Below are 21,681 nucleotides of genomic sequence, written 5' to 3' on the forward strand. Positions count from 1 at the left end.
TTTTCCCGACTGGTACGGTAAAGTTCACTGGTGTTTGCGTTGTCCCGGACAGCGAGGGCGCACCGCAGCGGGTGCGCCCGGGGTGGCCGCATTCAGGATCGAAAAAACGTCCCTGCCGCCGGGCAGGGAGGAGGTGACCCGGCGGCAGGGACAGGCTGCCGTCAGGCAGCTTTCCCGGAGATGAGCACCGCTTCCGGATCGTCGGCTTCCGAAGCCGTCTCCTTGTTGAGGATCCGCTGCATCCGCTTGGTATCGAGAGACTTTTCCCATTTGGCGACGACGACCGTGGCGACACCGTTGCCGACGAGGTTGGTCAGCGCCCGAGCTTCGGACATGAACCGGTCGACACCTAGGATCAGCGCGATGCTGGCAACCGGAATATGACCGACGGCGGCAAGGGTCGACGCGAGGACGATAAAGCCGGAACCGGTCACGCCGGCGGCTCCCTTAGAGGTCAGCAACAGGATGGCGATGATGCCCAGCTGCTGCGCCAGCGAGAGGTCGGTGTTGGTTGCCTGGGCAAGAAAGATCGCCGCCATCGTCAGGTAAATGCAGGTGCCGTCGAGGTTAAAGGAATAGCCGGTAGGAATGACAAGGCCGGAGACAGACTTCTCGACGCCCAGGTTTTCCATCTTCGCCATCATGCGCGGCAGCACGGACTCGGACGATGAGGTGCCAAGGACGATCAACAGCTCTTCCTTGATGTAGCGAACGAACTTGAAGATGCTGAAGCCGCACAGCCGGGCGATCGTCCCGAGCACGAGGAAGACGAAAATCAGACAGGTGATGTAGAAGCTGGCCATCAGCGAGCCAAGTGACAGCAACGTGCCCACGCCATACTTGCCGATGGTGAACGCCATGGCGCCGAATGCACCAATCGGCGCGAGGCGCATGACGATGCCGACGATACCGAACATCACCTGGGCAGAGGTCTCGATGAAGTGGAGCACCGCTTCGCCACGTTCGCCAAGAAGCTGCAGCGCTACCGCAAAGAGAACGGAAAATAGCAGCACCTGCAGGATTTCGCCTTCGGCAAAGGCACCGACGACAGTGGTGGGAATGATGTGCATGAAAAAGTCGATGGTGCTCATCTCCGACGCCTTGGCGGTGAAGCTGGCGACCGCCTTAGTGTCGAGAGTGCTGGGATCGACGTTCATGCCGTGGCCCGGCTGCAGGACATTGACAACGATGAGGCCGACAACGAGCGCCAGGGTGGTCAATACTTCGAAATAAAGTAATGCTTTCAGACCGACGCGACCGACCTTTTTCATATCTTTCATGCTGGCAATGCCATGCACAACTGTGAAAAAGATGATCGGAGCGATCAGCATTTTGATCAGCCTGATGAATGCATCACCAAGAGGCTTCATCTGCGCGCCTATCTGCGGGTAGAAGTGTCCGAGAAGCACGCCGATACTTATGGCGCAAATAACTTGGAAATACAGGCTGTTGTATAGTTTCTTCTTTTTGCGGATTGTCCTTCAGCCGCTATGGTATTAGACATGACGTTCCTCTCTATTTATTTAGTTGTCGTCCCAGATTAGCCAAGATCTCATGAGGAATGACGTAATATCGCTCCTGTTTGCTTTAAACAAGCAGAAATCGTGCCAAGAGGGAGAGGGTCGCCAAGATCTATTAACTAATTGAAAACGCTGAATATCTTGAACGTCGAAGCGAAGTGTTGAAGCAGAGTGATGTGAAGTTCCAGACGGACGCGGCTTGACCAGTCCGGGTTTTCGCACTGTGGTCAGAGAGGCGTTAAGCCGGCGGTGCGCCGGTCGTCCTGACAGCCACGCCGTGCAGGTGCACCTCACGTTGCGGGAAGGGGATGGCGATGCCAGCCGCGCGCAATGCATCGTAGATGGCCCAGGCATAGGCGGCGCGTGCACCTGCGGGTCGATGGATGCCTTCGCTGGTCAACCAGACCACCAGTTCCAGTTCGAGCCGACTTTCGCCGAAGCGCACCAGCCACAACTGGGGATCGCGTCCCTCCACGCCTTTCAGAGTGAATTTGACTCCTTCGACCGCTTCGAACACCACCCGGCGAAGCAGTTCGCTTTCGGTGCCGTAGGCAACGCCAAAGGGCACGTGGATGCGCGCGTGTGCATCAAGCATCGTCCAGTTGGTGAACCGGCCGTTGACGAACTCGGAATTGGGCACCGCCACATCGATGTTGTCGGGGGTGGTGATGATGGTGTTGCGAATATTGATATGGCGGACGGTTCCCGCCAGGTGATCGCGCTCCAGGTCGACGAAATCGCCTACCTTGAGGCTCTTTTCCGACAGCAGGATCAGGCCGGCGATGAAGTTGTTGAAAATCGCCTGCAGGCCGAAGCCGATGCCGACGCCAGCGCACGCACCGGTGAAAACGGCGAAGGCGGTAAGGTCGATGCCGATGGTCCCAAGCGCGATGAAAACGGCGGCGACAATCAACATCACCTTGACGATGCGGGCAAACAGCACCTGCAGCGACGGCGGGATGCCTGACTTGGCGAGGACGCGGCTCTCCAGCATCCGCGCGATCCAGGTGGCGAGCCAGAGCAGGATCGCCAGCCACAGCAGTCCGGTAAACACAGCGATCGGTGAGATGCGCAGGCCACCGAAGGTGATCCCGACGCTGGCGAGGAAGGTAAATGTGCTGCCAAGCACGCCGAAAATGTTGAGGGCGGCGACGATCCAGGCGAGGACGGCGATCGCCCGCGCCCAGAAGCGGTCGCGAACCAAGTTCGAGGTCAGTCTGATCACGATCCAGGCGGCGAGCAGGCTGACCGCCAGTCGAAGCGTCTGGTGTTGCCAGCCAGCTGCTTGCGCCACCGCATGCGCAATCCACAGCGGCGGCAACGCCAGTACCGGTACGCTCAGCGGCATGAGCAACAAGGAGAGCCGACGCAGGAAGGCGTTCGTCGTCTGTCCGATCCGCGTCTCGCTGTCCACCCGCCGATGCCAGGTCCGGACCCAGCCACTGACCGCGGGGGCGATCATCATCGCAGCGATACTTACCGTGATGATGATCAGGCATTGGATGAACGTACCGAAGGTCAAGAGTTCGGTGTGCATCCAGTGCTGTACCGCGTTCAGGCTTTCCACGTAGGCTTGGCGGCTAACAGGAGATTCCATCGGTGCCTCCACGGCAAAGGACGCAGTCGCGGCGACCATCTCCGACGGTAGGGACGCTGGCGGCGGCCGTCTGCGGCTCGGCTATGAAGTGTGCCCGCAATCAATTCTACCCGCGAGTAAAAAGCATCCGCGCCGCCAGCGTGCCGGGGGCATGCGGGCTCGCCTCAACTTCTTTGTCCAGGAAGGGAAAAGTTGTTCTGTTACGCCGCGCCGCGCGGTCAGCCGGGCGTCTGTCAGCTCGTGGTCTGCAGAAGTGCCAGTAGCCCCGAAAGCAGCTGTTGCGGCGTCGGTGGACAGCCGGGAATGTGCAGGTCGACGGGTACCACCTTGGCCACGCCGCCCACCACCGCATAGCTGCCGGCGAACACGCCACCGTCAAGAGCGCAGTCGCCGACGGCGACAACCCACTTCGGTGCGGGTGTCGCATCGTAAGTCCGCTGCAACGCTTCGCGCATGTTCACCGTCACCGGTCCGGTGACGAGCAGGACATCCGCATGGCGCGGCGAGGCGACGAAGCGAAGACCGAAGCGCTCCAGGTCGTAGACGATGTTGTTGAGCGCGTGGATTTCGAGCTCGCAGCCATTGCAGGAGCCGGCATCCACCTCGCGAATGGCGAGGCTGCGCCCCAGCCGGCGGCGCGCCGCGGCGTCCAGCCGCTGTCCCAGCTCGATGAGCGCCGCATCATCCGGCTGTGGTGCCGGTTCGGTCAGCGACGGGCGAAAGAGGTTGAGAAAAAGGGGTTACGCATGCGCTTACAGATCGTGGCCGGAGTAGGAACAGTTGAAGGATTTATTGCACAGGGGGAAGTCAGCGACGATGTTGCCGTCGATGACCGTTTCAAGCAGCGGCCATTGGAACCAGGAGGGATCGCGGGGATGGCAACGATCGATGCTGCCGTCCGGGTTCAGCCGCACCCAGACCAGGATGTCGCCACGGAACCCTTCCACCAGCGCCATACCCTCCTGCGGTGAGCCGGCATTATCCCCCGCGGCAATCGTCGTCGCCAGCGGCCCCGCCGGCAGCCGTCGCAGCATCTGTGTCATCAGTGCCAGGCTGCATTCCACTTCGCGGATGCGAATCCAGACGCGGGCGTTGACGTCGCCTTGCATCAGCACCGGTACATCGAACGCCAACTGGTCATAGGGCGGGTAGCTCGGGCGGCGGCGCACGTCGATTGCCCGGCCGGAGGCGCGACCGACGACACCGCCACAGCCAAAGCGTGTGGCCAGCTCGGGACGGAGAAAGCCGGTGCCGACGGTACGATCCTGCAGCGACGCGGCGTTGTCATAGAGGCTGATCAATGGCGGCAGGCAACGGCGAATTTCGCCGATCAGGGCTTCGATGTGCACGGCTCCAGCGTCGGTGAGATCGGTGGCCACGCCGCCAGGCACCACACGGTCCATCATCAACCGGTGGCCGAAGCATGCCTCGGCAGCACGCAGCACCTGTTCGCGCAACAAGCCACAGTGGGCAAGCATGACCGAAAATGCGGCGTCGTTGCAGATGGCGCCGATGTCGCCCAGGTGATTGGCAATACGCTCCAGTTCCGCCATCAGTCCACGTAGCCATTGGGCGCGCGGCGGTACCCGGGTTGCCGTTGCCGCTTCGATGGCACCGGCAAAGGCGATGGCGTAGGCCACGGTGCTGTCGCCGGAAATGCGGCCGGCCAAGCGCGCCGCCTTGGCCAGCGATGCGCCGGCCATCAAGCGTTCGATGCCTTTGTGCACGTAGCCCAGCCGTTCCTCCAGGCGAACGACCGTCTCGCCGCAGGCGGTAAAGCGGAAGTGACCAGGCTCGATAATCCCCGCATGCACCGGCCCCACCGGAATCTGATGCAGGCTTTCGCCTTCCACCGGTAGAAAGGCGTAGGCGCTGCCAGCCGGCGCGGCGCCTACGCCCGCTGCCCAGCGCCCATGATCGAGCCAGGGCCGGAGGTCGGCCGCTCCGCGGGCACGCAGATGGAAGAGGTCGGCGATCGTCCGCTCCAGGCGGGCAGCAGGCAGGTGCACCAGGGCGATCGACGGGAAGTGACCTTCGGGGCAGGCGAGGCTGAGGACGCACAGTGCGTCGTAGGACGCAGTGGCAAGCGCCAAGTGAACCTGCTTCGCCTCGCCCCAATAGCCCACCAGCGTACAGACGCCATTGCGCATGGCATGCGCCGCCCGGATCCAGGCGGCTTCGTCCACCTGATAACGCGGCCAGGGACGATGGTCCGGCTGCAAGACGGCTTTGTCGTCGCCGAGGATGGTGGCGAATGCGTGCATGCGGGCGTTCCTCTCGCTCAGCCGATCATCGCCGCCACAGCCCGGAACCAGGCGACCACCGCATTTGGCAGAAACACGCCGGCGGCGAGCACGATCGCCAAGTGAACGAACAACGGCAAATAGGAGGCATGCACCGGTGCGCTGGGTCCGGTGGTGGGGCCGAAGGCCAGCCCCTGCATGCGCAGGACGAGTGCGCCGATGCCGATCAGAAGACCGCTGACCAGTGGAATGGCGAGCAGGGGCTCCCGGGCGAAGGTGGAGGTGATGACAAGAAACTCGCTCATGAAGATGCCGAAGGNGGGCATCCCGGCAATAGCGATGACGCCGAGAATGAGGCCCCAGGCAAGCACCGGGTGACTCTCGCTCAAACCACGGATATCGGCCAGTTGCTGTGTCCCCTTCGCCTGACTGATATGGCCGACGGCAAAGAAGATCGCCGACTTGGTCAGGCTGTGCATCGTCATGTGAAAGAGGCCGGCGAAGCTGGCGATCGGCCCGCCGAGGCCGAAGGCGAAGGTGATGATGCCCATGTGCTCAATGGAGGAGTAGGCAAACATCCGTTTGATGTCGCGCCGCTGGTAGAGCATCAGGGCGGCAAATGTCAGCGAGACCAGCCCCATGCCGATCATCANGGCCCCCGGGGCCAGCGCGGCCGCGTTGGCGGTCAAGAGGATCTTGAAGCGCAGCAGGGCGTAGAGGGCGACGTTGAGCAGCAGCCCCGATAGCACCGCTGAAATGGGCGTTGGACCTTCGGCGTGGGCGTCCGGTAGCCAGGCATGCAGCGGCGCCAGCCCCACCTTGGTGCCGTAGCCAAGCAGCAGGAAGATGAAGGCGAGGTTGAGCAGCGCCGGATCGAAGGATGGCGCGTGCGCCAGAAGCATGGTCCAGGCCATGGCATCGAACCCCTGGCCCACGGAGGGACGGGCGGCAAGGTAGATCAGGATCGTGCCGAACAGTGCCAGAGCAATCCCGACACTGCCGAGGATAAAATACTTCCAGGCCGCTTCCAGCGCTGCCGGGGTGCGATAGATACCGACCATCATCACCGTCGTCAGTGTCGCCAGTTCGATCGCCACCCACATCAGACCAATATTGTTGGCGAGCAGCGCCAAGTTCATCGCCAGCATCAGTACCTGATACATGGCGTGGTAGAAGCGGAGGTAACCTGCGGTCAACCGGCCGCTCGCCAGTTCGTGGCCGATGTAGCTGGCGCTGAAGACGCTGGTCGTAAAGGCGACGAAAGTATTGAGAATGATCAGGAAAATATTGAAGTCGTCGACGTTGAAATAGAGCGACGCCGTGGTCGGGCTGATCACCAGCAGCGAGGCTGCGGCAAGCGTCAGCGCGGTGGCCACCACGTTGATCGCCGCTCCCAGCCGGTAGGAGGAGATGAGTGCCAGGACCGCTGCGGCGATCGCCGGAATGAGCAGCACCGCGGCCAAAGCCAAGTTGCCGGACACGGTCATGACGCGTCTCCTGGCTGTTCGCCGCGGGAGCGGTCGAGAACATGGATGTCAACTGTGTCGAAGCGCTCGCGAATGCGGAGCAGAAAAACGCCGATGACGATCAAGGCGATCAACAGCGAAAACGCGATGCTGATCTCGACCACAAGGGGCATGCCTTTGGCGCCGGCGGCGGCAAGGATAAGGCCGTTCTCCAGCGACATGAATCCCACCACCTGACTGACCGCATTGCGGCGGGTGACCATCATCAGCAGGCCAAGCAGCACGACGGAAAGCGCAAAGGCCAGATCCTCCTTGGTCAGCGCATCTGCCTGTTCGGTTACTGGCAAAATCACCATGATCGACAGTGCGACGAGGCTGATGCCCACCAGCATGGTCGGGCCGATGCCGACAACCGTTTCGATCGTCCGACCGATGCCGAGCCGTTCGACGATCCGGTGCAGGGCGTAGGGGATCACCATCCCCTTGAACAGCAGTGCAATCAACGCGGTTACGTAAAGGTGGGNGGCGTGCTGAACCATGGCCTGCCAGGCGACGGCAAGGGCAAGCGTGATGGCATGGAGGGCGAACACGCGAATGAGGCTGTAGAGCCGATCCTGGTAGAGCAGCATCAGGCTGAGCAACACCAGGCTGCCGGCCAACAGATGCGAGACGTCAAAGGCGAGACTGTGCATCACAGGCTCCGCGAGACGAAGAGCAGCAGGGTGCCAAGCAACCCCAGCATCAGCGCCGCCCCCAGAAACTCTGGGACGCGGAATACCCGCATCTTGGCGATCGACGTCTCGAACACGGCAAGCAGCCCGCCAGCGATGGTGAGCTTGGCGAGATAGGCGACGATGCCGATGCCGTACGCGACAGGGCCGTCGCCGACGGCGGCGGTACCCCAGGGCAGGAAAACGCAGGCTAGCAGCGACGCATAGAGGAGCAGCTTGAGAAACGCCGCTGCTTCGATCATCGCCAAGTGACGGCCGGAATACTCGAGAACCATCGCCTCGTGCACCATCGTCAGTTCGAGGTGCGTCGCCGGATTGTCCACCGGAATGCGGGCGTTCTCGGCGACGGCGACGATGAGCAGCGCCACCAGGACGAGGCCGAGCGAGATGCGCAGGCCGACGTGCTGGGTGAGCATGAAATGGGCCACCGACGAGAGCTGGGTCGAACCGGCGAGCAGCGATAGGGTGAATACCGCCATCAGCATCGCCGGCTCGGCGACCGATGCGATCATCATCTCTCGGCTTGAGCCGATGCCACCGAAGCTGGTGCCCACGTCGAGGCCGGCAAGTGCGAGGAAGAACCGCGCCGTACCAAGCAGGGCGACGATGGCGATCATGTCAGCCGACCAGCTGAACATCGTTCCGGTGGCAAAGGTCGGGATCAGCGCTGCCGCGACCCAGATGGCGGTAAAGGTCATGTAAGGAACGGCACGGAACAGCCAGGAACTGCTCTCGGCGAGGACGACCTCCTTGCGCAGTAGGCGATAGAGATCGCGATAGGGCTGCAGCAGTGACGGTCCCCTTCGACGCAACAGGCGGGCCTTGACCCAGCGGACGAAGCCGGTCAGCCCGGGGGCGACCGCCACCACCAGCAGCATCTGCAGCGCCTGAATGATGATGTCGTTGACTACTGCCATAGGGCGAGACCCGCCAGGAGAATGACCAGGACAGCAAACACCAGCCCCAGGTAACTTCGGATGGTCAGAAACTGCAGCCTGTTCAAACGGATGGAGGCGACGTTGACGGCCTTGGCGATGGGGACGAACAGCCACTGCCAGATCAGATCGTGCACCTTGACATGCAGCCGGGCGGCCTCCAGTCGGCCTGGCTCCGGCATCTCGACTCGTTCCGACGCGCGGAAGGCGAGGCGACCGAAGACGCGGCGGATCGGTTGGGCGAAGCTACCGGCGGTGTATTGCGTTGCCGGGCTCGCATCGGGGAAGCCGCAATCCCATGCTGCCGCTCGTCGTACCGCCCGCGAGGCGAAACGGTGGACCGCAACAGCGATCAGCGATGCGGTGCAGACGATGAAGATCAGCAGCAGCAAGCCGTTGTAGGAGCTCCTGGCGGCCGAAACCGGGATCAGCGACAACCATGGCAGGGTCGATTGCGGCGGCAGGCGGGTGCCGCCGGCAAGTTCGGCGACGGCATGCGACAGGGCATCGACGATGAGGCCTGGAAGTACGCCGGCAAGAAGGCAAAGCACGGCGAGCCCGATCATCGTGCCGGTGGAAAAGACGTCCACCTCGCGGGCGACGGCGGCTTCGGGCGAACGTGGGCGGCCGAGAAAGGTCACCCCGAAGGCTTTGACGAAGCATGCGGCGGCGAGGGCGGCGGAGAGCGCCAGGGAAGCGCCGACGGCGGGGACGAGAAATTTCAATCCCCACTGCGGTAAGGCGGGGCTGAGCAGAATTGCCTGGAAGGTCAGCCACTCGGAGACAAAGCCATTCAGCGGCGGCAAGGCCGAAATCGCCGCGCAGCCGATCAGAAACGTCAGCGCCGTCACCGGCATGCGATGGATCAGGCCGCCCAGTCGCTCCATGTCGCGGTGGCCGGTGGCGGTCAGCACCGCACCGGTGCCGAGGAACAGCAAGCTTTTGAACAGCGAATGATTGAGGACGTGAAACAGGGCTGCGGTCAGGGCGAGGGCGGCACCGAAGGCCATCTGGTTGGCCTGAAAAGCGAGCGCCAGTCCGAGGCCGATGTAGATGATGCCGATGTTCTCCACCGTGTGGTAGGCGAGGAGCCGCTTCAGGTCGTGTTGCATCAGCGCATACAGCACGCCCAGCACCGCGGTGATCGCGCCCACCACCAGCACGACGATGCTCCACCACCACGCGGTCGGGCCGGCCAAGTCGAAAACGATCCGGATCAAGCCGTAAACGGCCACCTTCGTCATTACCCCGCTCATCAGCGCCGAGACATGACTGGGCGCCGCCGGATGCGCCAGCGGCAACCAGACGTGCAAGGGGACAATCCCCGCCTTCGATCCGGCGCCGAGCAGAACCAATAGCAGGAGCACAGGTTGCAGGCCGGTCGCCAGCGTACTGAGCCGCATCGTGGTGAAGCTGTAACCGCCATGGCTGCCGGCGAGGAGGCCGAAGGCGAGCAGCAGGCAGAGCGTACCGAAGCTGGCCATCACCAAGTAGACGTAGCCGGCGTGGCGGCTGCCGCCGTCGCGATGGTCGGTCATGACCAGTGCCCACGAAGTGAGCGACATCAGTTCCCAGGCGAACAGGAAGACGAAGGCATCGTCGGCGATGACCACCAGATTCATCGCCGCGAGAAACGCCGGGATAAACGGCAGCACGCGCTCCGGCGCCGCTTCATGCCTGCCGTAGCCGATCGCGTAGAGGCTGGCAATGGCCCCGCCCAGATTGACGACGACGAGGAAGAAAGCGGCCAGCGCATCGAGGCGTAGATGCGCACCGATCCAGGGAATGCCGAGCGGCAGGATTTGCACCAAGGTGTCACCGCCCAGCAGCGTTGGCGCGGCGGCAATCAACAGGATGCTGCATGCGGTGGCGGACAAGCCGTAGACGACCGGTCGTGCCACCGCACCGGCGCGAATCGTGATGGCGACAGGGGCAAGCAGAAAAAGCGCGGCAATGCAGGCGAGGATCAGGGTCAGTGCCATCTCAGATCATTTCCTGGGCTCCGGGCGTCATAGGCTCCGGTTCGAGGCGGTGTCTGTAGCGTTGGCATGTCATCCCTTCCTCTGACCCACGGCGGGGTATCGTCTGAAATGCGACCGATACGGTCGAATGAAGAGAGTTCATCCGGAAACGTGCTGATGTTGTCTGCACCACCCGGCAAAAAGAAATCAACCGGAATGAGTCGAGTATCGGCCGTCGCGCCTATCGCCCGAAGGCTTAGCAGGCAGCAACGCTGTGCCATGCCCTTGCAATATATTGGCTTGCAGGATCAGAGGCTGGCCACGATCAAGCGACCGGTTATCGCAAGTTCCGCAGCTGCGAGACGGGGTATTGGCGGCGTTTATTGATTGATCAGTTATGGATTAGGGGCTGTCGTTGTCTTGTTGCGCCCTCCAGCCTTGACCCGTCTGTGCCCGGTCACTAGGCTTTTTGTGCAGGTGCGTAATGGGCGCCGAGCCGCACCAAGAGGCGGATAACGCGAGTCGCCTCGACTCGGCAGTATGATGATTCGTGCACCGCGATCGGCTTGCCGCCGGTTGCCGCTGAGGCAGAGCCGACGGCGCCGACGGCGTGGTGCGATATGCACAGTGCGTGGGATGGGCAGATGGCGAAAAGTCCGGGACCCCTGTCGCAATTGTCACCGTCAGACGTGGGGACGGGTGACGCGGCAAACAGGCGTGAACAATCCGACCCCGGGAGCACTGCCGGCAACCGCGCCAGCGCGCCGGTGGCGCGTGCCTTGACGCCGCTGCCGTTGGCCGCCGGTGACGTGCAACGGCTGCTGGAACTCCGCCACGATGCGCCGCACAGCGTCCTTGGGCCGCACTTCGCCGCAGACCGCAAGCAAGTTACCGTCCGCGCCTTTGCCCCCCGACCNGCGCGGCAACTCTTCGTTCGAGCGCTGCAGCCGGCAGCGGAACCACTGCCCATGCAACGGCTTGATCCTGCCGGCCTGTTTGTGGGTGTCATCAGTGATCCGGGTGAAGGCTTCGCCTACGAGTTCGTCAGCTTCGATGCCGACGGGCACCAGCATTCCTGGCGCGATGCATACGCCTTCAGCCGGTTCGCCTTCGGGGCGGATGACGCCGCATGGTTTGCGCAGGGCCGTCACACACGGCTCTACGACAAGCTGGGCGCGCATGTGCTGCGGGTCCAACAGGTGTCGGGCGTACGCTTCGCTGTGTGGGCGCCAAAGGCGGAGCGTGTCAGTGTCGTCGGCTCCTTCAACCACTGGGACGGACGCTGCCATCCGATGCAGCGCCACCAAGGAAGCAGCGTCTGGGAAATCTTTATCCCCGGTGCCGGGGAGGGTGATCTCTACAAGTACGAGATCAGGGCGCCTGGCGGCGGTACGTTTTTGAAATCCGACCCCTTCGCCTTCCGCAGCGAATCACCGCCAGACACCGCGTCGATCGTGCACGATATTGATTGGGGGCATGGCTGGCTCGATGCGCGCTGGCCGCACGACCGCGCAAGAGTGCCTGGCTTTGCCATTTACCCGCTCGACCTGGACGCGACATCGCTGGCGGCGCTGGTCAGCGCGGGAGCGCTGCGGCGCATCGCCGCCGATGGCTACACCCATGTGGAGTTGACCTCGCAGGCGCCAGGACTGTGGGGCAGCGCCAGCCTGTTCGCACCCGGCAACGCCCAAGGCATGCCCGAAGACCTGATGGAATTCGTCGATCTCACTCATGCCGCCGGGCTTGGCGTGATTGTTCCCGCCTTTCAATCGCAGCTGCCGGCGGGACTCGACGACCTGTGCTGGTTCGACGGCACTCCCGTATACGAAGACGTCCGCCCGTCGGCGCCGGTGACGGAGAAGACTGCGGCATCTCGTTTCGCGGTCAACAAGGGCGAGGTGCGCAGTGTCCTGCTGTCGCAGGCAGCCTTCTGGGCCGATCGCTACCATGCCGACGGCTGGCGCAGCGATCCGCTGGTTGCCGGTCTGCTGGCGGAGCTTCGCTTGCTCGAACCGCAGTTGACGGCAGGCCGGGAGGCGGTGATCCGCACCCCCTCAGCCACCAGTGCCCACCTGCGGAGGCTNCGGGAGCGATTGGCGCCGCCAACCGCCGCAGACCAGGCGGCGCCATTGATGTATGCGTCCCTTCAACTGCCTGCGGCGGAGATGGAGCGATTGATGCGGGCGCGGCATCCGGACCCGGGTGCCCTGCTGCGTCCGGCTGCGGTGGCGACGATAGCGGCAGTGCCGCGACGCACCCTGCAGCCGCGGGCAGAACAGGTGCTGCTGCGCAGTGATGCTGAGCCCGGCATCATCCGGGAACTGCANAAAATTCATCCCGACGGCTTATTCGAGACGATGATCGATGCGGCCAACGCACAGCAGGCCTATCGGTATCTGGTCAAGGAGCGNTCGTCTGCCTCCCGCGCCATTCTCGATCCCTATGCGTTTACCAACTACGGCGTCACTGCCTTCGATCAGCACCTGTTCAACTCGGGCAACCATTACCGCATTTACGATAAGCTCGGCGCGCATTGCCGCACCGTCGATGGCGTCGCCGGCATCGGTTTCGCTGTCTGGGCCCCCAATGCCGAAGGCGTAAGCGTCGTTGGCGCGATGAATTGTTGGGACGGCCGCTACCACCAGATGACCCGCCTCGGGACGTCAGGGGTGTGGGAAATTTTTATTCCGGAGATCAGCGAGGGCGAAGTCTACCAGTTCGAAATTCGTGCCCGGAACGGCCACACCTACGTGAAGGCCGATCCGTACGCCTTTCACACCGAACTGCCTCCCACCAACGCCAGCATCGTCTACGAGCCGCAACGGCGCTATCAGTGGGGCGACAAGGCGTGGATTGAGCGGCGGCAGCGGTCACGGGTCTGGGAGGAGCCAGTCAGCATTTACGAGCTTCATCTCGGATCCTGGCGGCGCGATGCGAAGACGGGACGGGCCACTTACACCGATCTTCGCCAGCGGCTGATTCCCTACGTTAAGGAGATGGGGTTCACCCACATTGAGCTGCTGCCCATCGCCGAGCATCCTTATGAGCCGTCTTGGGGCTATCAGGTTACCAACTATTATGCACCGACCGCCCGCTACGGCCGCCCGGAAGAGCTGATGGAGTTTATCGACGCCTGCCACCAGAACGACATCGGCGTTATCTTCGACTGGGTCCCTGGGCATTTCCCCAAGGATGCGTTCGCGTTGGCCTGGTTTGACGGCACCCATCTCTACGAACATGCCGACCCGCGTCAGGGCGAACATCGCGACTGGGGAACGCTGATCTTCAACTATGGGCGGCATGAGGTGGAGAACTTCCTCATCGCCAACGCGCTGTTCTGGCTCGAGCACTATCACTTCGACGGGCTGCGGGTCGATGCCGTCGCGTCGATGCTCTATCTCGACTACTCCCGGCCAAAACCTGGCGACTGGATTCCCAACAAGTATGGCGGCCGGGAGAATCTCGAAGCGATCGAGTTTCTCAAGCACACCAACGCCGTTGTCCATGCCCGCTTTCCGGGCACGATGATGATTGCCGAAGAATCTACCTCGTGGCCCAAGGTCTCACGGCCGACGGACGAGGGCGGTCTCGGCTTTGGCTTCAAGTGGAATATGGGTTGGATGCACGACACTCTGGCCTACATGAGCCGGCCGCCGGAGGAGCGTCGCCACCATCACCACCGGCTGACCTTCAGCCTCGTCTATGCCTTTGATGAAAACTTCATACTCTCGTTGTCGCACGACGAGGTCGTGCACATGAAGGGCTCGCTGTTCACCAAGATGCCGGGTGATGATTGGGAGCGGCTGGCGNNAGATCTACGCTTGCTGTACGCCTACATGTGGTCGCATCCCGGTAAAAAACTCCTGTTCATGGGACAGGAGTTCGGGCAGCCGGCCGAATGGAGCGAGGCCGGCGAACTCGACTGGGCACGTCTGCAGCAGCCAGGGCATCAACGCCTGAAGGAGTTTGTCGCCAGCCTCAACCATCTCTATCGAATCGAGCGCGCGTACTTCGAAGCCGACTTTCGCGGTGCCGGATTCGAGTGGCTGGAGGTGGGCAACGCGGAGAATAGCATCCTCGCTTTCGCCCGTAAGGCGCGTGATCCGCGTAATGCACTCGTATTCGTATTCAATTTCTCTGCTGTCTCGCGGCCAGATCATCGTCTGGGCATCCCTTACCCGGTCACCTACGAGATTCTGCTCGACAGCAATGAGGCGCGCTTTGGCGGCTTTGCCACCCCCGCACCNGGCCAGCAGCTGGTCGCCGATGAGTTTGGCGCCAGCGGACAGGCCTTTTCGCTGCGGCTGCCTCTGGCAGCCTTGTCGGCAGTGGTACTCAAACCGGCGGCGGCAAACATCGCGGCAACGAATGAGTTTGTTGATCGCACTTGATGCGGCCTCGAACATTGCTTACGTCTTGCAGGCGGTATCGATACCCAAGGGTAGCCCGGCTCCCCGTCGTAAGCCCTATCGGCCTCCGCAACCGCGAGGCGCAAAGCGGTTCGGACGCACGGCTGACGAAGCCGGGCTACCACCTTTCCCGTCCCGAAGGTGTCTTCGGTGCGCTGCCTGTTTGCTTGGCCATCGATGTAACCGAAGTAACCCCAGCCACCCAGATCCGCGCGGCCGATACCGATAGGTGGCGATGTTTGCCTACTCTCGCCGTCGTTCTCACCAAAATTAAGCCCGTCTGCGGTCGTTAAGCCCTTGTTTAGGTCAGGAGGGGCGTTACGTTGACGCTGGCACAGGCTCTGCCGCGTTGGCAGCGAGCGCCGTGGACTCCGTCCGCATGGTCGGCGTGCAACAGGTCGCAGGGGAGTGCAATGCATGCAGCAGAACGACGATCGGAACGTACTCGGTGAGGCGCTGGCGATCTGTTCGACGTCACCAATGACGGGATTCCTCCGCGATGGCTGCTGCGAGGCGCACCCGTCGGATGTGGGGGTCCATCTTGTCTGTTCCGAGATGACGGCCGAGTTTCTTGCCTTCAGCAAGGCGCAAGGCAACGATCTTACCACGCCGCGCCCCGAAGTGGGCTTCCCCGGCCTGATGCCCGGCGACCGCTGGTGTCTCTGCGCCGCCCGCTGGCTCGAAGCGCTCGATGCTGGTGTGGCGCCGCCGGTGATTCTCCGCGCAACGCACGAGGGTGCCCTTGCACTCGTTCCGCTGAGTGACCTGAAGGCGGCAGCGATTGATCTGCACTGACCGGAGTGCGCATTGCCGGCAAGCACGGACGCAACCTTACGGTCGGCGGTTCGCCCGCAGATCGAAGCGGATGGTCACGTCGCGACCGACCATGTCATCCGTTGTCCATTGTCCTCGATCCGCCGACCTGAACGGTGTCTGGCGCAGCGCCGAAATCTGCCTAAATAACGAGGTCGACCGTTGTCCAATCGCGATGAGCGTTCACCGACGGCCGACCAACTCGACACGCCGCCGTTGCCTCCCCACTCAGCTGCTAGGGTCAATCTTCGCCGGCGTCGCGCCGCTTTCGTGCTGCTGGTTGTGGCGACCATGCTTTGTCTCGTCGCTGCCTTCGCCTTGGCGCTGGGCGGCAATGGCCTTGGCTGGATCGAACTGGCGATGCTGGGAGTGTTCACCGCCACGCTGCCGTGGCTGGTGGTGGGGTTTTGGAATGCGGTGATCGGTGCCGCGATCCTNCATTGCCGACGCCGGTGGCCTGCAGCGNNCGTCCTGCCGCTGGCCATGCCAGGCGGGACTGCGCCACTCAGCGCACGCGTTGCCATCGTCGTCCCCATTCACGAGGAAGACCCAGGTCTTGTCTTCCGCCATCTGCAGACGGTCATCGCCAGCCTCGATGCAACCGGCCACGGCGATGCCTTCGACCTGTTCGTTCTCAGCGATAGCCGCAATGACGTCCTGGCGCAGCACGAGGCGCGACTGTTTGCCGAATGGCAAGCGCAGACCAAGCTGTCGCACCGGCGCATGCACTACCGGCGGCGGGTGGACAACCACGGTTTCAAGGCAGGCAACATTCGCGACTTTTGCGATCAATGGGGTCAAGACTACGATCTTATGATCGTCCTCGATGCCGACAGTGTGATGACCGGTTCGGCGCTGCTGCGGCTGGTCCGGCTGATGCAGGCGAATCCCGAGCTTGGTATCCTGCAGACGCTGGTGGTTGGCCTGCCGTCGTCAAGCGCCTTCGCCCGGCTGTTTCAGTTCGGTATGCGCCACGGCATGCGGGTGTACACTGTCGGCAGCGCCTGGTGGCAGGGCGACTGCGGCCCCTACTGGGGGCACAACGCCATCGTCCGCCTGGCACCGTTCATGGCGCATTGCCGTCTGCCGGAGCTGGCTGGCCGGTCGCCGTTGGCGGGGGCTATCCTCAGTCACGACCAGATCGAAGCGGTGCTGATGCGTCGCGCCGGCTTTCATGTCCGCGTCATGCCGTTGGAAGACGGCAGCTACGAGGCCAACCCGCCGACATTGCCCGATTTCATCAAGCGCGATCTGCGCTGGTGCCAAGGCAACCTGCAGTACGTCCGGCTGCTTCGCATGCCAGGATTGCCAGCGCTCAGCCGCTGCCAACTCGTCCTGGCGATTCTGATGTACACCAACGCGCCATGCCTGCTCGCCCTGCTGATGCTTGGTACGGTGAGGCTGCTGCTCGGGCCGACGGCAGCGCTGACGCCCCCTCTGCAGCTCTCCCTGGGCGGCGAAGCCATCGCGGCCTCGGGCATCGGCCTAGCGCTGTTCGCTGCCATCGTCCTGATATCGCTGACACCGAAGCTGTGTGGCGTCGCCTGTGCCCTGAGCGATCGCCGCCAGCGGCTGGCCTTCGGCGGCGCACGCCGGCTGCTTGCCGGCTCATTTTCCGAGTTGGTCTTCTCGATGCTGCTGGCGCCAACCATCAGCGTTGCCCAGACGCTGTTCATGGCGGGATTGATCGTGCGTCGTGCGGCGGGTTGGCGCGCCCAGATCCGTACCGGGCGCGTGGTCACCTGGGCTGAGGCGTTCGCCCACCTCTGGCCGCAGACGCTGCTCGGTACCGCATGGCTGGCGTCGCTTGCCGTCGTTAATGCGGCGCTGCTGCCGTGGGCGGCACCGGTCATTGCCGGCCTGATGCTGGCGCCCCCGCTGGCAGTGTTCACGTCGCGCGCCAGCGTTGGTGCGTGGCTTGTCCGCTCGCGGCTGTGTGCAACGCCGGAGGAAGTTGAGCATTCAGTGGAGATACGCAGCGTCTGTCCCTGGATTATCCCGAAAGGTACCGGCGCCTTGCGTCGGCGGCGACGCGCCTGATGGTTTATCGCTGCTGCGCGCAGGAGGTGATCGTTATCGCCGCGCGTTTTCGTTAGAGTTGCTGGCTGAGTGCGATGCCGCCAATCGGCGCAAGTGGAGGGTGACAGGCTGAGGCCGGACGTCTGGGCAGAGGTGCTGGAGCTGGCGGCGGCGGCGCGGACCATTGGCGACGAATGCGAGCGCACCCAGTCGTCACCCAACCATCGAGAGTTCACCGACCGGCTGGCGCTGCTTGCTGCCGATGCCGACGGGGCTGGCTTGACTGCGGTCTACCTGCGTCTGGTCGAGGCGATGGCGCGCGGGCCGCTGACCATTGGCCAGTTGGGCCAGACCCTTGATGGCCGCATCGCCACCTACAGCGGCCACTCCCGGTACATAAACGGCAGTGAGAGTCTCGATCATCTGCATCGGCTGCGCGGGCTGGTGGATGCGGTCATCGTCGGTGCGTCCACTGTGCATCTGGACGATCCGCAGCTGACGACGCGGCGCGTCGAGGGCGCCAATCCGGTCCGCGTCGTCATCGATCCGCACCGGCGGCTGTCGCCCGCCGCCCAAGTGTTCGACGGCCGCGCGCCGACGCTGATCCTNGGTTGGCGACGACGACGCCAGTCACCCGGCAGCAACCAACTCCCAGGTTCAGGTGGCGGCGCTGCANNGGTGCGCAGCGGTGAAATCGATCCAGGCGATATCCTTGCCTGTCTCCGCGAGCGCGGCTTGCGCGTCGTCCTGGTTGAAGGCGGGGCGCGAACGGTGTCGCTGTTTCTCCGTCACCGCCGGTTGGACCGGCTGCACATTGCCGTGGCACCGCTGCTGCTGGGCTCGGGTACCGCGGCGATCACGCTACCGCCCGTCGCCCACATGGATGACGCCCTGCGCTTAGTGGCGCAACCGCAGCCGCTTGGTGCGGATATCCTGTTTGACTGCCAGCTTGCCTGACTGGCAGCGGTGCGGCGCCATACTTTACCAGGCGGCGAACAGATCCCGGTGGCCGACCACAAGCAGGCTGCCGATGGTGGCAACGGCGCTTTGCCGCCGCTGCAGCCAGGCATCGATGGTTGCTGCTTCATTCGGGGATACTGCCTTGGCGGCGAGCGCCCAGGTGGGAAGCAGCATGCCCTGCAGCAGCGCGTCGTCGGGGCCGAGCACCCAGTCGCTATCGGCGATTTTGCCCCGGCCGTCCGTCTCTTTCACCAGTTCACCCAGCAGTTCACACGCGCTCGGTCCGAGCGCTGGCCCGAAACCCTTGTCCGCCAGCTGGTGCTGATTGATCAGCCGGCCGAGCAGGGCGTCATCCGGATCGGCCAGTGCCCAGCGCACTCGCCCGTCATAGGTCAAGGTGGCGAGGAAGGCGTGCCCGGGCCGCGCCACCTCAGCGAGCAGCGATCGTAGCGCTCGCTCCGACATCAGGTCGAACAGCGCCGAGCCGGTAACCAGATCAGCGCCGGCGACAAGCGCCCTCAGGTCGGTTGTGGTCAGGTCGACCACCTCCATATCCACCCGGAGAATGGTGGGCGGCAAACCGCGGCCGTTGTGGCCACGATCGAGGCGGTTGGCGGCCTCCTCGAGCAGGTTGGGGTCGCGGTCCACCAGCCGCCACGATTGTGGCAGCGGCAGATGCTCGGAGAGAAATCGGCAGTTGCTGCCGGTGCCGCTGCNCAGGTCGATGATCCGCAAGGGGCGGCCGGTGCGTGTCCAGCGGGCGGTCGCCCACTCCTGGACGGCGGCGCTGATTTTCGGCGCGCGCGAGCGATGGTCGACGGGTTCGCGCAGCGCCAGCCATTCGGCGGTAAAGCCACTCATTGAGCCATGATCCTGTTNCAACGCGGTTTCGAATTCCTGGACGGCGGTGGACCAGCGGCGGGCGTGCCGGGCAAAGCGCTGTGCGCGGGATGCCGCCACCAGCCGTGTTGTGGGTCGACAGAGCAGTGGCCGCATGGCGCGCGTCAAGGCCTGCAGGTCATTGCTTGGTACCAGGGTAGCCGATCCCGCCGGCACGGCCTCTGGGATCGCCCCGGCAGTGGTGGCGATCACCGCCAGGCCGTGCGCCAGCGCTTCCGGCAACACCATGCCAAAGCCTTCGTGGCGAGAAGCGAGCACGAAGAGGTCGGCGCGCTGGTAACAGCGGTTGAGACGATGGGCGGGCAGGGCACCGCAGATCCTCACCCGGCAACCGAGGCCAAGAGCGCGGATACGCAGCCGGAGATGGCGGGCGAAGGATGCGTCGCGGGCCGCGCCGACGAGGCTCGCTCGCCAGCGGCAATGGCGCAGCGATGCCAGGGCCGCGAGCAGCAGGTCCTGGCCCTTGCGGGGATNCAGACTGCCGACGGACAGCACTTCGGTCGGCGCCTTCCCTTGGCCGCCACGGCGCCGGCGCTGCGGCCGATCGACGGCGCCAGGGGTGACGACGGCGATGCGATCCGCCGGCACGGCAAAATCGGCCAGGCGCCGTCCAGTGGTTGCGCTGGTGACAATCACCCCGCGCACGCAGCAAAGAGCGTCCCGCTCGCGCTGGAACAGCGCCGCCGCCGCGGCTGGCGTCAGGCCCGATTCATCGCACAGCGGATGATGGATCAGGGCGATCAGGTTGAGACGCGTTGCCGCCGCGCAGAAGAGCGGTGCCAGTGGCGTCAGTGCCAGCCCGTCCACCAGCAGCCAGCTCCCGTCGCCCAGCGCGGTAAGCAGCTTGGCTGCCGCGTCGACGGCTGCCGGCGACGGCGAAGGAAACGCCCCCGGCAGAACGATGACGCCGGCGCAGCGGCCCGCCGCGTACAGGCCGGCAACCATCCGCCGGTCATAGACGAAACCACCCGTGGGTGTATCCAGCCGCCCCGGGCTGATGACGTGGACGGCGGTGGCTGTGGCGTCGCTTCTCATCCGGCGCCGACGGGCGAGAGGGCAAGTGGTCCTTCATAGGAGGCTGTAGCACTGGGTGTCTCCCGCAGCGTGACCTTCAGACTCTCGATCGCGCGTGCCGTCGGCCCCAACGCGCCATCAACGATCGCCTCGCGCAGTCGGGCAAAGATGCAGCGGGCAAGCACCTCGGTGGTGGTGTTGATCCCGGCCAGGCTCGGCTCGTCGTCCAGGTTGCGGTAGGTCAGTTTGGCGAGAATCGCCCGCAGCGCCTCCGTGGCCAAGCCGATGTCGACGACGATGCCGTTTTCGTCAACCTCAGCGCGGCGAAATTCCGCGTCCACCACGTAAGTCGCGCCATGCAGTCGCTGTGCCGGCCCGAACACCTCACCCTTGAGGCTGTGGGCGATCATCATGTGGTCACGCACGCAGACCGTGAACATGGCCAGGGACCTTCTTCGATCAATAGCGAACACGATGGCATAGGCCGGAACGTGATCCGTCTGCAAGCGATCGCATCACTGCCGGAANGCTCAAAAATGAGCTTTCGCCGTCGATCAGGCAATCGAGGCCGTCATCGGCAAGCAACGCCAGGGCGGTTTCCAGCCGCCGGCGGTGGGTCCAGCGGGGACGACGACGAGGGGNGATGCGGCCAACTTGTGACGAACGGATGGTCAGGCGACGGGAGTGGAAGGCTTCGCCCAAGGCCAGTTCGACCTGGCGGTTGCCGAACCAGCTGAGTTCGACAATGGTCGCTTCGTCGCCGGCGACGCAGAGCGCGGTCTGGAGTCCGGCCGGATTGCCACTGGCGTGCACGACCACATCGAAATCACCCTCTTCGTCAGGGGACGTGTGAAAGACGCCGCCCAATGCCCGGGCCACCGCGGCTTTGCCTGCATCGGGATCGACGACGGTGACCGCAACGGCCGGCATGCGGGCGGCGATCCAGGTGACGAGGAGGCCGACGACACCGGCGCCGACGACACAGACCCGATCGCCGGGAGCGATCTCAGCATCCCAGACCCCGTTCAACGCCGTCTCCATGTTGGCGGCGAGGATAGCCCGTGCCGCCGGCACCTGGGGGGGGAACGGCAANNTCACCACGTCGGCGGCGAC

At 63.9% G+C, this 21,681-nt stretch carries 13 protein-coding genes and 1 pseudogene; 5 read left to right on the forward strand and 9 right to left on the reverse strand.

Features of this window, described 5'->3' with window-relative positions; translation table 11 throughout:
* Positions 1 to 161 precede the first annotated feature (161 nt).
* The 7 genes from HQ394_RS18285 to hyfB all read right to left on the reverse strand — a co-directional run bounded on the left by HQ394_RS18285 (position 162) and on the right by hyfB (position 10,474).
* A complete protein-coding gene (locus HQ394_RS18285) occupies positions 162 to 1,475 on the reverse strand; it encodes a dicarboxylate/amino acid:cation symporter (RefSeq protein ID WP_190263401.1) in 1,314 nt (437 codons plus the stop codon).
* A 283-nt stretch (positions 1,476 to 1,758) separates the two neighbouring features.
* The gene (locus HQ394_RS18290) at positions 1,759 to 3,117 is read right to left on the reverse strand and encodes a mechanosensitive ion channel family protein (RefSeq protein ID WP_190261388.1); all 1,359 of its coding nucleotides are present in this window, start codon (positions 3,115 to 3,117) and stop codon (positions 1,759 to 1,761) included.
* 233 nt (positions 3,118 to 3,350) lie between these two features.
* Complete coding sequence (locus HQ394_RS18295) at positions 3,351 to 3,719, reverse strand: NADH-quinone oxidoreductase subunit B family protein (RefSeq protein ID WP_456151459.1); 369 nt, start codon at positions 3,717 to 3,719, stop codon at positions 3,351 to 3,353.
* Positions 3,720 to 3,869: 150 nt separating this feature from the next.
* Positions 3,870 to 5,381 carry a hydrogenase large subunit gene (locus tag HQ394_RS18300; RefSeq protein ID WP_190261389.1) on the reverse strand — a complete coding sequence of 504 codons (1,512 nt, stop codon included), beginning with the start codon at positions 5,379 to 5,381 and terminating at the stop codon, positions 3,870 to 3,872.
* Positions 5,382 to 5,398: 17 nt separating this feature from the next.
* A complete protein-coding gene (locus tag HQ394_RS18305) occupies positions 5,399 to 6,847 on the reverse strand; it encodes a hydrogenase 4 subunit F (RefSeq protein ID WP_190261390.1) in 1,449 nt (482 codons plus the stop codon).
* 670 nt (positions 6,848 to 7,517) lie between these two features.
* Positions 7,518 to 8,474: a respiratory chain complex I subunit 1 family protein gene (locus HQ394_RS18315; protein ID WP_190261392.1), complete on the reverse strand. Its 957-nt coding sequence runs from the start codon at positions 8,472 to 8,474 to the stop codon at positions 7,518 to 7,520.
* The gene (gene hyfB / locus HQ394_RS18320; protein ID WP_190261393.1) at positions 8,465 to 10,474 is read right to left on the reverse strand and encodes a hydrogenase 4 subunit B; all 2,010 of its coding nucleotides are present in this window, start codon (positions 10,472 to 10,474) and stop codon (positions 8,465 to 8,467) included. The genes HQ394_RS18315 and hyfB overlap by 10 nt, the downstream gene beginning before the upstream one ends.
* A 623-nt stretch (positions 10,475 to 11,097) precedes the next feature.
* Between hyfB and HQ394_RS21385 the strand changes: the two are divergent.
* From HQ394_RS21385 to HQ394_RS18340, 5 genes and pseudogenes are all read left to right on the forward strand, one after another.
* Positions 11,098 to 11,859, forward strand: a pseudogene (locus HQ394_RS21385) (GlgB N-terminal domain-containing protein); the annotation flags it as partial.
* A gap of 759 nt (positions 11,860 to 12,618) precedes the next feature.
* Entirely contained in the window at positions 12,619 to 14,844 is a 2,226-nt protein-coding gene (gene glgB, locus HQ394_RS21390) for a 1,4-alpha-glucan branching protein GlgB (protein ID WP_407644759.1), read from the forward strand.
* A gap of 435 nt (positions 14,845 to 15,279) precedes the next feature.
* On the forward strand, positions 15,280 to 15,657 hold the full coding sequence (locus tag HQ394_RS18330) for a DUF2237 family protein (protein ID WP_190261395.1): 378 nt from the start codon (positions 15,280 to 15,282) through the stop codon (positions 15,655 to 15,657).
* A 234-nt stretch (positions 15,658 to 15,891) separates the two neighbouring features.
* Entirely contained in the window at positions 15,892 to 17,715 is a 1,824-nt protein-coding gene (mdoH, locus tag HQ394_RS18335) for a glucans biosynthesis glucosyltransferase MdoH (protein WP_456151648.1), read from the forward strand.
* A 291-nt stretch (positions 17,716 to 18,006) separates the two neighbouring features.
* Positions 18,007 to 18,651, forward strand: coding sequence for a RibD family protein (locus tag HQ394_RS18340; RefSeq protein ID WP_190263403.1), 645 nt, complete (start codon positions 18,007 to 18,009; stop codon positions 18,649 to 18,651).
* Between the two features lie 24 nt (positions 18,652 to 18,675).
* Here HQ394_RS18340 and HQ394_RS18345 read toward each other — a convergent pair whose 3' ends face one another.
* Together HQ394_RS18345 and HQ394_RS18350 are read right to left on the reverse strand one after the other, a co-directional pair.
* On the reverse strand, positions 18,676 to 20,589 hold the full coding sequence (locus tag HQ394_RS18345; RefSeq protein ID WP_190261397.1) for a glycosyltransferase: 1,914 nt from the start codon (positions 20,587 to 20,589) through the stop codon (positions 18,676 to 18,678).
* Entirely contained in the window at positions 20,586 to 21,008 is a 423-nt protein-coding gene (locus HQ394_RS18350; protein WP_190261398.1) for a 6-pyruvoyl trahydropterin synthase family protein, read from the reverse strand. The genes HQ394_RS18345 and HQ394_RS18350 overlap by 4 nt, the downstream gene beginning before the upstream one ends.
* Positions 21,009 to 21,681 lie beyond the last annotated feature (673 nt).

The organism is Defluviicoccus vanus (assembly GCF_014672695.1).
GTDB lineage: Bacteria > Pseudomonadota > Alphaproteobacteria > Rhodospirillales > Defluviicoccaceae > Defluviicoccus > Defluviicoccus vanus.